Raw genomic sequence first — 15,473 nt, forward strand, 5'->3', positions numbered from 1 at the left:
AATTTTATCGAAATAATTCGTTTTCAATCCTTATGAAATCGAATTTTTCTAAGCGAAAATAAAAACTGGCACGCTTCCTGCATTGAAGATTTCCAGACGCAATCAGCGTCGGAACTGACTTCAGGAACGTCGTGCCATGATCCGTTTTTCCACTCTGCTGCTCTGCGCGCTCTCCACAGCCAGCCTTGCCCTGCCGTTTCAGGCCGCTGATGCCGCTCCCACCGGGATCGGTACGACCAGCACGGAAATCGACCTCTCGTCGCTGGACCTCACGGCCACGCGGGACTGGACAATCGCCAACCAGAAGATTGCCCGGGCCTCCCATGCCGTCTGCCAGAAGCTCATTCAGGACAACTGGCTGGTGGACAGCGATGGCGCCGACTGCGAGCAGGACGCGTTCTCCCGCGCCCACGAGGATCTCTATGCCCTCCGGGACCAGCAGCGCACCCTTCATCAAAGCGGCCATCAGAACGGCCATGTGCTCCTCGCCCTTTCCGCCGGGAAGTGAGACCCGTGTCCCGACCCGCCTTTGCGGCCCTGATTCTGGCGCTGCCTTTTGCGGCGGCCCTTGTTCCGGGCGCGATTGCGGGCCTGTCCCCGGAGCCAGCGATCAGCGTCCCGAGCGCTGCCCGGCTGGCAGCATCAGGACGCGCGGGGGAGCCGCACCACGAAACAGGCACCCCGGATCGCACCGGACGCATCCATCCGGTTCTCGGCGAACAGATTGCCGCGCAGGGCGTGAATGATCTGCCGGCTGATCGCGAGCCCGAGGCCGGAATGCTGGCCGAAGTTCTCGGTCTGGGGCCGCTCTGAATAGAAACGGTCGAAAATGCTGTCGAGCTTTCCGGGCGGAATGCCAGGGCCCTGATCGGTGATGGTGATTTCCACCACGCTGCCGGTCCCCGGCCCACTGCCTGCGATATCGCGCGCACTGGCATGCAAGGCGATGATGCCCTTCGGCGGTGAGAACGAGACCGCATTGCCAATCAGGTTCCGCAACACCTGAACCAGACGGTCCTCCACGGCCAGCGCCTTGAGCGGCGGGTCCTGATCGCGGACGTCCAGCCGAAGCACGGGGTCGTTTTCCCGGCGGGTGGTCTGGTGCATTTCCGCGAGGATGGACAGGAGCGCCACGACCGAAACGGGCTCGGGGCGCACGCGGGACAGCTCTGCATCAATCCGGCTGGCGTCGGAAATGTCGGTAATCAGGCGGTCAAGCCGTTTGACGTCACTGTTTATGATTCCCATCAGCCGTTCGCGACGCTCGGCGATCTGGATACGCGGCAACGTCTCGATAGCGGAGCGGATGGAGGACAGCGGGTTCTTGATTTCGTGACTCACATCAGCGGCGAAGCGTTCGATGTCGTCCATCCGCGCCCAGAGCGCCAGCGCACTGCCCCGGAGCGAGCGGGCCAGAACGCCAATCTCGTCCCGACGGATCAACAGCCGCTCGGGCACCAGGTCCTTGCGGCCATCCGTCTCGCGCATGTCGTTGGACGCCCGCGCCAGCGTCAGGAGCGGGCGGGCGATCGTGAGCGACAGATACCACGACAGCAGCACCGTCACGACAAGCGCCGCGAGAACCAGCGACAGGATCGAGGACCGGACAGCGAACAGCGTGCGGTCCACTTCTGGCGCATGGCGCGTCAGCTGGATTTCCCCGACCGTCACGCCATCACGCACGACCGGCTCCACCACCGTCACGACAAGCTGATGGTCTTTTGTCCGTCGGATAAAGGGCGGCAGCTCGGCCTGTGACTGGAGCGGCCGGGCATCATGCGGGCCGTCCATGGCGGTATCGTTGGTGTCGAGCGTGACTTCCTCGCTGGAAGTCAGCGGCAGGAGCGACAGCAGCCAGTCGTAGAAACTTTCCAGAATATTGTTGCGCGGCGGCTGCCACGGCGTGCCATCGACGGGGTCGGGGAGCGCATGGTCCTGTTTGCGGCGAGAGGCTGTACGGCTGTCCACGACAAGCTTGCCATCCGGATCGAACAGCAGGGCGTGAGCATTCGGACTTGGCTCGGTCAGGCTGGCCAGAAGCGGCCGGGCCTGCGCGACATCTAGCTCCAGATTACCCCCGGGCGCGGGATGGCCCGGCCCGTGCGCGTTCACCCGCACAGCGGACTGGCCAAGGGCACCTGCATAAATATGCGCCTGTTCACGCAGGGCGTTGACGTCGGTTTCCAGCAGACCGTTCTGGAACTGGTCCAGAAACAGCAGCGTGACGGCCAGAAGAGCGAGCGGCAGGGCGTTCAGCAGCAGGATCCGCACCAGAAGCGGGGACGCCAGACGCCGCCGCGACAGCGAGATTTCCGAAGCCCGCCGCGGACGCAGGCGCTTCAGGATCTTTGCGCCGACCTTCCGCAGGGACTCGCCCAGCCCCGCCCGCAGAGCAGCCCGGGCCGATTCGGCACGCCGCCGGTCCCGGCCCTGTTCCAGCCGGTCGGCATCGAGAATATGGCCTGTCGGAAAAGCCCCCGAATCATCATCCACGCGCGCTTACTCGTCCCGGTAGCGGTAACCGATGCCGTACAGCGTCTCGATCTGGTTGAACTCGTCGTCCACCTGACGGAACTTCTTGCGGACGCGCTTGATGTGGCTGTCGATCGTGCGGTCATCGACATAGATATTGTCGCCATACGCGGCATCAATGAGCTGATCGCGCGACTTCACCATCCCCGGCCGCAGGGCCAGAGCCTTGACCAGCAGGAACTCCGTGACCGTAAGCGCAATATCCTGCCCGTCCCACAGGCACTGATGGCGCGTCTCGTCCAGCGAGAGCTTGCCCCGCACGATGGCGGAGCCAACGGCTGCCACACCCGTGGCCTCGGCCCGGCTGGCATCCTGACGGCGCAGCAGGGCGCGGATGCGCTCGATCAGCAGACGCTGGGAGAAGGGCTTGGTGATGTAGTCGTCAGCCCCCAGACGCAGGCCCATGAGCTGATCCAGCTCCTCGTCCTTGGACGTCAGGAAAATGACCGGCAGGTTCGAGCGCGACCGCAGGCGCTGGAGCAGTTCCATGCCATCCATGCGCGGCATCTTCACATCCAGAACCGCAAGGCTGACGGGGCGCGAGGTGATGCCCTGCAACGCGCTTTCGCCGTCGGTATAGGTGTGGACGGTAAATCCTTCGGCTTCGAGCGTCATCTGGACGGACGCGAGAATGTTCCGGTCATCGTCCACCAGCGCGATGATTGGCGCGGCAGAAGCTCCGGGCGGCGTCTGCGAGGCAGGCGCGGGCGGCGCGTAGGGGGTTCGGGGCGTCTCCATGAGGGGTCCGTCTGCTGAGAACTGTTGCGGCTTTTTACCTATAACCCATGATCCATGATGGCGGAAAATAGGCTTTTCAATGACATGATGCGTCGTTATGCGACGGCGCAACCCTTGTCTTTAGGACAATCAGCGTTATCTCCTGAAGAAGAACGGGGCCGCATGATGGCCCGTCCCACCAAAGAAGGTCGTGACATGACAGACCACAACGCCTCGCCGGAAACGGCCCACGACGTGCCTGAACAGGGCGTCGAGACCTCCGGCCACGAAACGCCGGGCATGAACGAAACTGGCGGAGAAACGCTGGAAGAGACGACTCCCGAAGCCCGGATCGAGGCTCTTGAAGCCCAGGTTGCGGAACTCAAGGACCGCTGGGTCCGTTCCGAGGCCGAAAGCCAGAACATCCGCGCCCGCGCCAAGCGCGACATCGAGGATGCGCGCCAGTACGCCATCCAGAAATTCGCCCGCGACGTGGTGGAAGCCGCCGACAATCTCGAGCGCGGTCTGGCCTCCCTGCCCGCGAAGACGGAAGGTGAGGACATCCTCATCACGAAGCTGCGCGAGGGAATCGAGGGCACACAGCGTTCGTTCCTCGGCATTCTCGAACGCAACGGCATCACCTGCGAAGACCCTACCGGCAAGCCGTTCGACGCCAACCTGCATCAGGCGATGGCGGAACAGCCCTCCGACCAGCACCCGTCGGGCCATGTCATGCAGGCCTGGACGCCAGCATGGCTGCTCAAGGGACGCCTGCTGAAGCCCGCCATGGTCGTGGTCGCCAAGGGCGAACCGGCTGCAGCACCGCAGGGCGTCGACACCACGGCCTAATTGGCCACAGGGTCGATTTTCTTTGCGGAACGCCAGCCGGGAACGGTTGGCGTTCCGCAACACCCTGCTAAAGTCGGCTCATGAGTCGCATACTTGTCATAAAGCTCGGCGCGCTGGGCGATTTCGTTCAGGCTTTCAGCGCTTTCGCGTCCATCCGGGCTGCCTTCCCCCACGCCACGCTGAACCTTCTGACGACCGCGCCTTTCGTGGATCTGGCCCGCGCCGCGCCATGGTTCGACGAAATCCTCACGGATGACCGCCCGTCGATGGGCAATCTGCCGGGGCTGTGGCGCCTGTCGCGCAAGCTGCGCGGCTATGACCGGGTCTTCGATCTTCAGACTTCGGGACGGTCCAAAACCTATTTCCGCCTCGCAGGACAGCCCGCGAACTGGTCTGGCATTTCCGACGGCTGCTGCCATCCGCACGGCAATCCGTCGCGCAACGCCATGCATACGCTGGCCCGGCTCGACGACCAGCTGCATGATGCCGGGGTCACGCCCCTGCCGCGCAGTGTTCCGCGCTGGCTTCAGGGCTATGGGCCGGACATTGCTGCCCCCTATGCCGTTCTGGTACCGGGCGCAGCCCCTCACCGCCCCCAGAAAAGATGGCCCAGCGCCCGCTTTGCCGAAATTGCAAAATCCCTTGCCGCGAAGGGCATCCGTCCGGTCATCGCAGGAACCCGGACCGAAGCACATTTGGCCCAGGACATCCTGCGCGTCTGCCCAGCGGCCCTCGACCTGACGGGCCAGACCACGATGGTCGAACTCGCGGGCGTACTCGACCGCGCCTGCCTCGTGATCGGCAACGACACCGGCCCGATGCATCTGGCGGCCGCGATGGATACACCCTGCCTCACGCTTTTCGGCCCGGACAGCGATCCGCGCCTGACGGCACCCCTCACCCCTACGGCAGGCCGGACGGAGCTGATCGTGGTGCCCGATCTGGCGATGCTGCCCGTAGAACGGGTCGAGACCTGCATGGACGCCCTGCTGTCCCGATGACCCGAATCCGCTGCGTCATGATGCAGAAGAACGAGGCGACCCTGCTGGAGCCGTGGATTCTGTGGCACGCGGCGATTTTCGGTTTTCCCAGCCTGACCGTGATCGACAATGGTTCGACTGACCCCGCCGTTCTGGAGATCCAGAGCCGGTATGAGGAAAAGGGCGTGCGGATCATCCGCGATCACGCATCGCACAGCGATTTCCTGCACAAAGGCGAGGTCATCGCCAACATCATCCGTCAGTGGGATGCAGAAGAGTCCTACGATTTTGCCGTCCCGCTGGACTGCGACGAGTTTCTGACGGTTTTTCTGGACCAGCTTTCGCTCGACCCGGACGTTATTCGACGGCAGTTCGACTATCTGAAGCAGGAAAACGCGACCTTCATCACCGAACGCCTGCTGCTGAACGTGCCGGAAGCACCGGATTACTACCGGCCCCAGATTGTCCGGCGCGGTCTGTTCCGGGCGCATACGATCGTCAGTCTGGACCGCGGCTTTCACAACCCGCAGAGCGTTTATCCCAACCGTTATGTCCGCACGCCTTTCGTGTATCTGCATCTGCACAACCGGCCGGACTACGAAGACATCCGTCGTTTCGCCCGCCAGAAACTGACCGCCACGGACACCGGCGCACAGCCTGAACATCCCAAAGACGGTACGCATCTGCATTATTATTTCAACGCCAGCTATCAGGACTTTCTCGCCAGCTACAGCCTCACACCGGATCTGTATGCGCCCATGATCGCGCAGCGCTTTCGGGATCTGGGTGTCGATCCGGACATCCTGCTGGGCACGGGAGAGAGCGTTCCGCACCCTCCCCTCAGCATCCCGTCCGGCTTTGTGGCCCATCGGGCACGCGATGACGGGCAACAGCACGAGTATCGGGTTTTCGATCCGCTGTATTATACCCAAAGCAACCCGGATGTGACGCAGGACCCCTATTACGGGATCTGGCCCCTCATCCATTATGTCACGCTGGGATGGGACGAAGGGCGGCAGCCCGATCCCCATGATGGGCCTGCGCTCGTGCTGCGGATAGACAAAGCGACCTGAAAACGGTCCGACTGTCCGTCTGGGGGTTGCGGCGGGACGGGGATTGAGGCCATTTACCCGTTCATTTTTCGGCAGAGCGATCTGCCGTTCCCACTCGCACAGGAGCGATCTCCATGCCCGCCATCACACTCCCCGACGGAAGCGTCCGCACATTCGACGGGACGGTGACGGGCACGACGATCGCCGCTTCCATCGGACCGGGCCTCGCCAAAGCCGCCATGGCGATGGAAGTGGACGGCAAGCCCGTCGATATCAGCACCGAAATCAGCAGTGACGCGTCTGTAAAGTTCGTCACCCGCAAGGATGAAGACGCGCTGGAAATGATCCGCCATGACGCGGCGCATGTTCTGGCCGAAGCCGTGCAGTCCCTGTGGCCTGAAACGCAGGTCACGATCGGGCCGAGCATCAAGGACGGGTTCTATTACGATTTCTCCCGTGAGAAGCCGTTCACCCCGGAAGACTTCCCGGCCATCGAAGAAAAAATGCGCGAGATCGTTGCGGCCAATACGCCGTTCGTCCGCGAGGTCTGGGACCGTGACGAAGCCATCCGCTTCTTTGAAGAGAAGGGCGAGGACTTCAAGGCCCAGCTCATTCAGGACCTGCCGGAAGACGAGCAGATCTCGATCTATCGTCAGGGCGAATGGCTCGACCTGTGCCGTGGCCCGCATCTGCGCACCACCGGCGATGTCGGCACGGCGTTCAAGCTGATGCGCGTGGCCGGGGCCTACTGGCGCGGCGATCATCGCAACCCCATGCTGACCCGCATCTACGGCACCGCCTGGCGCGACAAGAAGGAGCTGGACGCCCATCTCCTGCGCCTTGAGGAAGCCGAGAAGCGCGATCATCGCCGCATCGGGCGCGAAATGGACCTCTTCCACATTCAGGAAGAAGCCGTCGGACAGATCTTCTGGCACCGCAAGGGCTGGCGCCTCTACACGGTCCTTCAGGACTACATGCGCCGTGCGCAGGAGCGGAACAACTACGAGGAAGTCCGCACCCCGCAGCTCGTGGACCGCGCTCTGTGGGAGGCTTCGGGCCACTGGGACAAGTATCGCGAGAACATGTTCATCGCGACCGTCGAGGACGAAGACAAGACCCTCGCACTCAAGCCCATGAACTGCCCGTGCCATGTGCAGATCTTCCGTCACGGCCTGCGCTCCTATCGTGAGCTGCCGCTGCGGATGGCGGAATTCGGCGCCTGTCACCGTTACGAGCCATCGGGCGCACTGCACGGCATCATGCGCGTGCGCGGCTTCACGCAGGACGACGCCCATATCTTCTGCACGGACGATCAGATCGCGGATGAGACCGCGAAGTTCGTGAAGATGCTGGCGGAAGTCTACTCCGACCTCGGATTCGAGAGCTTCCGCGTGAAATTCTCGGACCGTCCGGAAACGCGTGCGGGTTCGGACGAGGTCTGGGATCGTGCGGAAGGCTCGCTCAAGAAAGCCTGCGAAATCGCGGGCGTTGAATACGAGTACAATCCGGGCGAAGGCGCGTTCTACGGTCCGAAGCTCGAATTCGTGCTGACGGATGCCATCGGTCGTGACTGGCAGTGCGGCACGCTTCAGGTGGATTACGTTCTGCCGGAGCGTCTGGACGCCTCTTACATCGGCGAGGACAGCAACCGTCATCGTCCGGTCATGCTGCATCGCGCGATTCTCGGCAGTTTTGAGCGCTTCATCGGTATCCTGATCGAGCAGTATGCCGGCAAGTTCCCGCTCTGGCTGGCACCCACGCAGGTTGTTGTGGCGTCAATCGTCTCCGACGCTGGCGATTATGCCAACGAAGTCGCCGCGACCCTCAAGGCCGCGGGACTCCAGGTCGAGACCGACATCCGCAGCGACAAGATCAACGCCAAGATCCGCGAACACAGCCTGGCGCGCGTTCCGGTCATCCTTGTGGTGGGTCGTCGCGAAGCCGAGGAACGCAAGGTCGCCATGCGGCGTCTGGGCGGCGCGACGCAGGAAATTCTCTCGCTCGACGAGGCCGTTGCAGCTCTTGCGAAAGAGGCTCAGGCCCCCGACATCGCACGCGCGACAAAGGATTGAACGTAATCCCCTTGCACCGGGCGTAAGGCAGGACTATGTGCAGAAGGAACGGGATCGGAACTGGCCGTATCCCGCCTTTCTTCGTGAAGGCGGATGCAGGCTACCGGACCCGAACGAAACTGATGACAGGAGCTGACCATAGCTAGACCGCCGATGCAGGCCGCGCCAACCCGTGAAGGACCGCGCGTCAACGAGGAAATCCGTGTTCCGCAGGTTCGTCTGATTGACGAAGAAGGCGAAATGCAGGGCGTCATGACGACCCGGGATGCCCTGATGCGCGCTTTTTCGGTGGGTCTCGACCTTCTGGAAATCAGCCCGACCGCTGTTCCTCCTGTCGTGAAGATTCTCGACTACGGCAAGTTCAAGTATGAGCAGCAGAAGAAGAAGAACGAAGCCCGCAAAAAGCAGAAGGTCATTGAGATCAAGGAAGTGAAGGTTCGTCCCGGTACGGGCGAGCATGACTTCCAGACCAAGCTCAAGGCCATTCACAGCTTTCTTGACGAAGGCGACAAGGTCAAGATTTCCCTGCGCTTCAAGGGCCGTGAAATGGCCCATCAGGAGCTCGGCATCAAGATGCTTGAGCGTATCCGGCAGGAAGTCGAAGAAAAGGCGAAGGTGGAGCAGATGCCCCGCCTTGAAAACCGCCAGATGCTGATGGTGATTGCGCCCCGCTAAAGGGGGCTTTCATCCTGCGAATGGAAAACCGGCCGCCTCCTTTTCGGGAAGCGGCCGGTTTTTTTTATGACCTGTGCCTCAGGCCGCCTCGGCCGCAAGGTTCGTGCGGTACAGTGCAACGAACTGCCGCAGCATGCCCGCAATCTCGACCGCCGGCGTCTCCCAGTCTCCCGAACGCGGCTGACGGAAAATCCGCATGCTGGGATACCACGGCGTTGTCGAACCGGTTTCGCCCCAGCGCCAGCAGGCATCGCTGCGTGAAATCATCCAGACCGGCAGGCCGAGTCCGCCGGCCAGATGCACCATGGATGTATCAACGCTGATCAGCAGGTCCACGCCATAAAGCCGGGCTGCCGTGTCCGCGAAATCCACAATCCCGTCCGTGACGTCGATCACGGGCAGGCCGGTTTCGACAATCTGGTTTTTCGCGGCACCAAGCTGAAAACTGACGAACCGGATTCCCTCCACATCCATCAGGGGAGCGAGTTTCTCCAGCGGGACACTCCGGCGCCGGTCCACCTGCGTGGCGACGAAATCATGAGGCCGGGGGTCACCGTTCCAGACCAGCCCGACAATCAGTTCGGGCTGCCGGGGGGGCTGCACCACGCTCTGCCGCAAAGCACCGCCCACACGCTCCTGCTCCTCGACGGGCACGGACAGATACGGACATTCCGGCGCCGTGTCCGGTGTCAGACCCAGGCGCAGCGGCAGGCCGACAAGCGGGCAGTGCAGATCCAGAGGCAATGACGGATCAAGCGTCGAAATGACCCTGTCAATGCCGTCCATCCGCTCCAGAAGTCTGACGAGCGGGGGCGGAACCTGCACCACGGTCGTCGCCCCAAGCACCTTGAGCAGGGGCACAAAACGGATGAACTGGAGCGTATCGCCATAGCCCTGTTCGTGATGGATCAGAATGGTCCGGCCCGTCAGGTCCTCCCCGTCCCATAGCGGGACGGAAAGATCCGTGCGCGGCGTCTGGCAGCACCGCCAGCGCCATTCATATTCCCGCCATCCGGCCTCGAAATTTCCGATCTTCAGAAGACTGACGGCACGCCCGAAACGACAGACGCCGTTTTCCGGCGCAAGAGCAATGGCCCGGTCATAATGGGGAAGCGATTCTTCGCTCCGCCCAAGGCACTGAAGCGCATGGGCAATATTATTGATGGCCGGAACATGGTCCGGACAGAGGGAATCGCCGGTTATGGCATTCTCAAGGGCTGCATCGAACGCGCCCTTGCGGGCCTGAACCAGGCTCAGATCGACGTAATACGGCGCCTCGGACGGTTTTTGCTGGATCGCAACCTTGAGCGCCCGCTCCGCTCCGTCCAGATCGCCTGCTTCCAGACAGACAATTCCCAGACGATGCCAGATCCTCGGGGCGTTGACGTCCAGATGCAGGCTCTGAAGGTAAAAGCGCCGTGCCTGTTGCCAGTCCCTGAGGCGCTCATACAGACATCCCGCCAGAAATGCGGAATGCGGTTCTTCAGGAAGCGTCTGGACACCTTCGTTCAGCTTTTCGAATGCAGCGGATACGTCGCCCGCATCTGCCAGAGCGATAATGTCCTGTGCCAGCAAACGGAAAGAATTGGGCATGAGGGCTCCTTTTTTTCCGTGGTAGCGAAAGCCCCCTAAGAAACCCTTAAAATCCTTCTTTTTTACACCCTGGCAGAGGACGCTCCCGCGGCAGAAACATTACTGCGACAGTTCCGCCTGTACGAAGACATTCACGCGAAGGGTCTGTTCATCCGGACTGCGCTGCGGTGGGGCGGAATCGGCCATACGGGCGGCCATGAGCATGACGGGACGCGGGCCCGGCTCCTGAGATGAAATGCGAACCTCCTTCAGGCGCACGAGGCGCAGACCCAGCGTCTGTGCGCTCTGCTCCGCCTGCTGGCGGACCTGTTTGAGGGCCGTCGTCCGGGCATCTTTCAGAAGCTGTTCACGCGTGGCGTCATCCAGAGACCAGTCCATCCCTTCCAGCATCAGGGACTGCGACTGGAGTTTCCCGGCCAGCGCGAGAAGCTGCACGGAGTCCTTGCCGCTGAGCTCAAGCTCCTGCCGGGCCGTCCAGCTTTTGGGCGCGTGCTCAGGCGTGTTCTCGTAAATGGAGTATCCCCCCGCCTTCGCTTCGATTCCCGCCTGACCTCCCGCCAGTTTCAGGGCAGCGGCCATGCGGGTGTTTACGTCCTTCTGGGCCGTCGCGGCGGACGGACTGTCAGAGCGGACGGACAGGCGGACCGTCAGTTCCGTTGGCGCGGCATGGGCATTGCCGGTCACACTGAAATCAAGCTGGGTCGTTGTCTGTAGCGTTGTCTGGGGCATGTCAGCGGCCTGTGCTGTGGAGAACGTCCCGGAAAGGGCGAGCGGAGACACGGCCAGAGCAGCCACCAGAAACGGGGCTGGCCGGATCAGGGAGGAAAGACGGATCATCGGATCTCCTGAAAGCAGGTATCGTATGGAACGCCCCGAAAACTATCAGCAAAGCGCGTCAGCGCGGCTCCGGGGCGTGTTTCAGCAGGACCAACGCCCGACGCAGGCGTTCGATCCCCGCTCGGACATGCCCCTGTGCACAAAGAAGGCTTCCCTGCGCGCGCAGATGACGCGCATCTTCCATCATCCCCAGCGCAATGGCGGCGGGAGGAGCGGCCAGTTCGCCATCCACGCTTTTGCGAAGCCGCGCACAGTATTCCGCCGTCTCGGACGTGACCGAAATCGCATCATCTGACCGCCCGGACGGCTGGTGCTGCACCGGATGCAGGACCGGCGACGCGGCCAGACAGCCGAGCAGACAGAAGGCCGGGAGCAGCACCGGCGAAGGGAGGAAAAAGCGCATTACGGACTGTCTAGCCCATTCCAGCTAAGCGCAGGGTGGGGCTGGCATGAAACTTCCGTCATGCAGCCTTTGCGACGGGTGGCACGACCGGCAGGAGCAGGGTCGCGGACAGGCCCTGATCCCCGTTTTTCAGTTCAAGCGCACCCCCATGCAGACTCATGACAGCCTGTACGAGCGACAGACCCAGCCCGGCACCCGGCGTGTTGCGAGCCGTTTCGGCCCGGAAGAACCGCTCGGAAGCTCGCCCCAGATCGTCCTCGCTCATCCCCGGCCCCTGATCCGCAACAGTAATGGCCAGACGATCGCCACGCATGTCCACCGACAGGGTAATGGCCGTGTCGGGCGGTGCGAACTTGATGGCATTGTCCAGCAGATTGGCCACGGCCTGTTGCAGCAGATGCGGATCGCCATTCACAGGCGGCACGGTCCCGGCCCTGAAGACCAGTCGCAGCCCGGCGTCCTCAACAGACGCCTCATAGAGTTCGCTCAGTCCATCGAGCAGGGAGCGGACATCCAGAAGCGTGAAAGCCGCCCGCCTCGCGCCCGCCTCAAGCTGCGCAATCCGCAGCAGGGCCTCGAAAATCGACGTCACCCGGTCGAGATCCGTAACCGCACGGTCGATCGCGGCATGAAGTTCCCCGGCGGAGGTCGCGGTACGATTGGCGTCCTCGAGCCGGGCGCGGGCACGGGCAATCGGTGTGCGCAGGTCGTGTGCAATGGCGTTGGAGACCTGTTTGACGCCATCCATCAGGCGGTTGATCCGCTCGAGCATGGTGTTGACGGTCTGCGCCACCAGATCGGTTTCATTGCCCGTGAGGGGGATACGCTGACTCAGATCGCCCTGCGCCACCGCCGCCGTCGTGCGCGCGATGGAGCGGACGACCTGCCGGAAAATCCTGCGGATCGCCAGCGCCCCGCCTGCCGCCAGCAGAGAGACCATGACCCAGGCCCAGATCAGCGTATCGGTCAGAACGTGCCGGACGAGCTGACGCCCGCGGACATCGCGCCCCACGATCATCCGAAACCCCTGCGTCAGGGCATAGGCATGCATCTTGGCATTGGTGCGAAAGCCGTCGCGCTTGATGGCCAGCTCATAAAACTGGTCCATCTGGCTGATGACGACCGGCCAGCCCGGCAGGTTTCCAGCAAATTTGCGACCGTCGGGGCCGACCAAGAGATACAGCTCGTCATCATCGACATTCTGGTCCAGCCGGTCCTGAATGGCGAGGCTGAGCGCGGGCGGGCCGCCCTGCGCCCAGCGATGGGAGAGATCGGCGGCATCGACCTGCACCGCAAGCTCCACCTGACGGTCGAGCTGTCCGGTCGTGTTCCACCAGATGAAGGACAGGAATGCCCCGGCCGAAATCACGAACACCAGCCCGTAGGCCAGCGCAAAGTTCAGCCCGGCCGAACGGACCGGCCAGCGCAGGCGCCGTTTCAGGAGCAGCCAGAAACAGCGGACCTTGCGCAGCAGCATTCCCAATCAGTCCGCCCGCAGGATATAGCCCGCATTGCGGATCGTGTGGATCATGGGCTTGTCGAACGGCTTGTCCACCTTCTGCCGCAGGCGCGAGACATGCACGTCGATCACGTTGGTCTGCGGGTCGAAATGGTAGTCCCACACGCGCTCGAGCAGCATGGTGCGGGTCACGACCTGCCCGGCATGCCGGATCAGGAATTCCAGAAGGCGAAACTCACGGGGCTGAAGGTCGATCTTCTCGCCGCCACGTTTGACGGTGCGGGACAGCAGATCCATTTCCAGATCACCCACCACAAGCCGCGTCTGTGGCGCGCTTTCCGGACGGCCACGACGGCCCAGCGCCTCGACACGCGCCAGAAGTTCGGAGAAGGCGAAGGGCTTGGTCATGTAGTCATCGCCGCCGGCCTTGAGACCCGCAACGCGCTCGTCCACATCCGCCAGCGCCGACAGCAGCAGGACCGGCGTTGCGTTCTTCTGTCCGCGCAGGGTTTCCAGAATCCGCAACCCGTCGATGCCGCCCGGCAGCATCCGGTCCAGGATCACGACGTCATAGTTCTCGCTGACGGCCAGAAAGAGGCCGTCCTTGCCGTTATCCGCTTCATCAACGACATGCCCGGCTTCCCGAAGCCCCTTGAGCACGAAAGCACGGACAGTCGGATCGTCCTCGACCAGCAGGATACGCATCGTTGTCTCTCTTCCTTCCGAACGCAGTCTTGCCGTTCCCTTTAGGAAAGAATACCGGCTTGAAGGGCGCCGTCAAACGCCGTTGTTACAGAACGGGCTGCCTAGCGGGGAATTGCGTTGTCAAACGCATCCTGCTGCGCGTCGCGCAGGGACGAGGCACTGATCGGCCCCCATGAGAACGGGGAGGCCTCGGAAAGCCCGTCGCGATAACCGCTCTGCCCCCGTGACGGCGGCACGGGACTGCATCCGGCAAGCCCGGCCAGCAGGACCAGACCGCACAGGCAGACTGACCTGCGAAGTGGCTCAGTCATCCGCATCCTGCGGACGCGGACCGATATGGATGGGCAGCATCAGAGACTGTTTGCCGCGCTGGATTCGGAAACTCAGAACCACGCCCGGACGCGCCGCCGCGATACTCCGCAGAAGCATCCGCGCGCTGGTGACGGGCACACCGTCCACCTGTGTCACGATATCGCCTCGCCGCAGACCGCCCTTCTGGGCCGGACCGCCATTATCGACACCCGCAATGCCGATCGCCGTATCGCCATCATCGAGCGTAATGCCGAGCCAGCCATGTTCGGCATGGCCCGTCGCCTCGATTTCCGCGACGATCGGCGCCACGATTTCGGACGGAATCCCGAACCCGATCCCCACAGACCCGCCCGCAGGCGTCACGATGGCAGCATTCACGGCCACGACCTGTCCGCGCATGTTGAAGGCCGGCCCGCCCGAATTTCCCGGATTGATCGGGGCATCAAGCTGGATGAAGTCGTCAAGCGACCCGATCCCCAGATCGCGCCCGACCGCCGAGACAATGCCCGCCGTGACGGACGACCCGAAGCCGAACGGATTGCCCGCGACGAGAATCCAGTCCCCGATATCGGTCTGCCGGCTGTCGCCCCAGGTGACGTGCGGAAGCGGCTCGGGACTATCGACCTTGATGACGGCAATATCCGTCAGCGGATCGGCCCCCAGCAGACGCGCCGGCATTTCATGCCCGTTGGACAGCGAGACCACAACCTTGTCCGCCCCGCCCACGACATGGCGGTTGGTCACGATGATCCCGGACGGATCGACTATGAAGCCCGATCCCGCGCCGACCATTTCTTCCTGCTGGCGTTTCATCCGGTCCCGGTAGCGCTTTTCCAGTGGCGTGCCGCGGATCTGGGGGGGGATATGGTCGTGGCCGTCGGGGCTGTTCTGGGTGATGGCGATGTTGACGACGGCCGGGATCACCTGCCGCACCAGCGGGGCGAAACTCAGCGGGCCGTATTTGACCAGAAGCGGCGGCAAAGCGGGGGCCGGAGCCGGGACGACGGCGGGCTGTGTAGGGATGCCATGCGCGTCCGTGTTTTCGCCCGCGACGGTACGGTCGGGAATGATGGTCGGAAGCAGTTTTGGCGCGGGGGCCGGCATGGCCGCCGGTTTCTGCGGCTGTTCCATGGGATGTGCAACGCTCTGCGGGCTGTTGCCATGACCGCGCAGGGCCAGCATCAGCCCCACCGTCACCACAGTGGCCGTTCCGGCACCGATTGCAGCAGCCTGCAGAGTGCGGTTCATGGGAAACAGGACAGGAACATCGTCATATCAAAGCTGCTA

Annotated in this window: 15 protein-coding genes; 6 read left to right on the forward strand and 9 right to left on the reverse strand. The window is 62.9% G+C overall.

Annotation, left to right across the window (positions count from 1 at the left end; genetic code table 11):
- Nucleotides 1-136 precede the first annotated feature (136 nt).
- Nucleotides 137-508, forward strand: a complete 372-nt coding sequence (locus HK22_RS10515) for a UrcA family protein (protein WP_086649211.1) — start codon at nt 137-139, stop codon at nt 506-508.
- 134 nt (nt 509-642) lie between these two features.
- Here HK22_RS10515 and HK22_RS10520 read toward each other — a convergent pair whose 3' ends face one another.
- Together HK22_RS10520 and HK22_RS10525 are read right to left on the reverse strand one after the other, a co-directional pair.
- Nucleotides 643-2,346, reverse strand: a complete 1,704-nt coding sequence (locus HK22_RS10520; RefSeq protein ID WP_369827262.1) for a stimulus-sensing domain-containing protein — start codon at nt 2,344-2,346, stop codon at nt 643-645.
- Nucleotides 2,347-2,499: 153 nt separating this feature from the next.
- On the reverse strand, nt 2,500-3,270 hold the full coding sequence (locus HK22_RS10525; RefSeq protein WP_062031216.1) for a response regulator transcription factor: 771 nt from the start codon (nt 3,268-3,270) through the stop codon (nt 2,500-2,502).
- 162 nt (nt 3,271-3,432) lie between these two features.
- Between HK22_RS10525 and HK22_RS10530 the strand changes: the two genes are divergently transcribed.
- The 5 genes from HK22_RS10530 to infC all read left to right on the forward strand — a co-directional run bounded on the left by HK22_RS10530 (nt 3,433) and on the right by infC (nt 8,877).
- A complete protein-coding gene (locus tag HK22_RS10530; RefSeq protein ID WP_198945533.1) occupies nt 3,433-4,098 on the forward strand; it encodes a nucleotide exchange factor GrpE in 666 nt (221 codons plus the stop codon).
- Nucleotides 4,099-4,178: 80 nt separating this feature from the next.
- Nucleotides 4,179-5,099 carry a glycosyltransferase family 9 protein gene (locus HK22_RS10535; RefSeq protein ID WP_086649212.1) on the forward strand — a complete coding sequence of 307 codons (921 nt, stop codon included), beginning with the start codon at nt 4,179-4,181 and terminating at the stop codon, nt 5,097-5,099.
- Complete coding sequence (locus tag HK22_RS10540; protein ID WP_086649213.1) at nt 5,096-6,151, forward strand: glycosyltransferase family 2 protein; 1,056 nt, start codon at nt 5,096-5,098, stop codon at nt 6,149-6,151. The genes HK22_RS10535 and HK22_RS10540 overlap by 4 nt, the downstream gene beginning before the upstream one ends.
- 113 nt (nt 6,152-6,264) lie before the next feature.
- Nucleotides 6,265-8,202, forward strand: coding sequence for a threonine--tRNA ligase (thrS, locus tag HK22_RS10545; RefSeq protein WP_086649214.1), 1,938 nt, complete (start codon nt 6,265-6,267; stop codon nt 8,200-8,202).
- 153 nt (nt 8,203-8,355) lie between these two features.
- A complete protein-coding gene (gene infC, locus HK22_RS10550) occupies nt 8,356-8,877 on the forward strand; it encodes a translation initiation factor IF-3 (RefSeq protein WP_011252394.1) in 522 nt (173 codons plus the stop codon).
- A gap of 78 nt (nt 8,878-8,955) precedes the next feature.
- Here infC and HK22_RS10555 read toward each other — a convergent pair whose 3' ends face one another.
- From HK22_RS10555 to HK22_RS10585, 7 genes are all read right to left on the reverse strand, one after another.
- Entirely contained in the window at nt 8,956-10,470 is a 1,515-nt protein-coding gene (locus HK22_RS10555; protein WP_086649215.1) for a tetratricopeptide repeat protein, read from the reverse strand.
- Nucleotides 10,471-10,569: 99 nt separating this feature from the next.
- Complete coding sequence (locus HK22_RS10560) at nt 10,570-11,307, reverse strand: SIMPL domain-containing protein (RefSeq protein WP_086649216.1); 738 nt, start codon at nt 11,305-11,307, stop codon at nt 10,570-10,572.
- A 58-nt stretch (nt 11,308-11,365) separates the two neighbouring features.
- Nucleotides 11,366-11,710: a hypothetical protein gene (locus tag HK22_RS10565; protein ID WP_062031196.1), complete on the reverse strand. Its 345-nt coding sequence runs from the start codon at nt 11,708-11,710 to the stop codon at nt 11,366-11,368.
- A gap of 58 nt (nt 11,711-11,768) precedes the next feature.
- On the reverse strand, nt 11,769-13,187 hold the full coding sequence (locus HK22_RS10570) for an ATP-binding protein (protein ID WP_062031192.1): 1,419 nt from the start codon (nt 13,185-13,187) through the stop codon (nt 11,769-11,771).
- A 6-nt stretch (nt 13,188-13,193) separates the two neighbouring features.
- Nucleotides 13,194-13,874 (reverse strand): response regulator transcription factor, encoded by a 681-nt coding sequence (locus tag HK22_RS10575; protein WP_011252400.1) that lies wholly within the window; start codon nt 13,872-13,874, stop codon nt 13,194-13,196.
- A gap of 101 nt (nt 13,875-13,975) precedes the next feature.
- Complete coding sequence (locus tag HK22_RS10580) at nt 13,976-14,185, reverse strand: hypothetical protein (protein ID WP_062031189.1); 210 nt, start codon at nt 14,183-14,185, stop codon at nt 13,976-13,978.
- Nucleotides 14,178-15,434 carry a S1C family serine protease gene (locus HK22_RS10585; RefSeq protein WP_086649217.1) on the reverse strand — a complete coding sequence of 419 codons (1,257 nt, stop codon included), beginning with the start codon at nt 15,432-15,434 and terminating at the stop codon, nt 14,178-14,180. The genes HK22_RS10580 and HK22_RS10585 overlap by 8 nt, the downstream gene beginning before the upstream one ends.
- Between the last annotated feature and the right edge of the window lie 39 nt (nt 15,435-15,473).

Origin of the sequence: Gluconobacter sp. DsW_056 (assembly GCF_002153595.1) — a bacterium.
Lineage (GTDB): Bacteria > Pseudomonadota > Alphaproteobacteria > Acetobacterales > Acetobacteraceae > Gluconobacter > Gluconobacter albidus.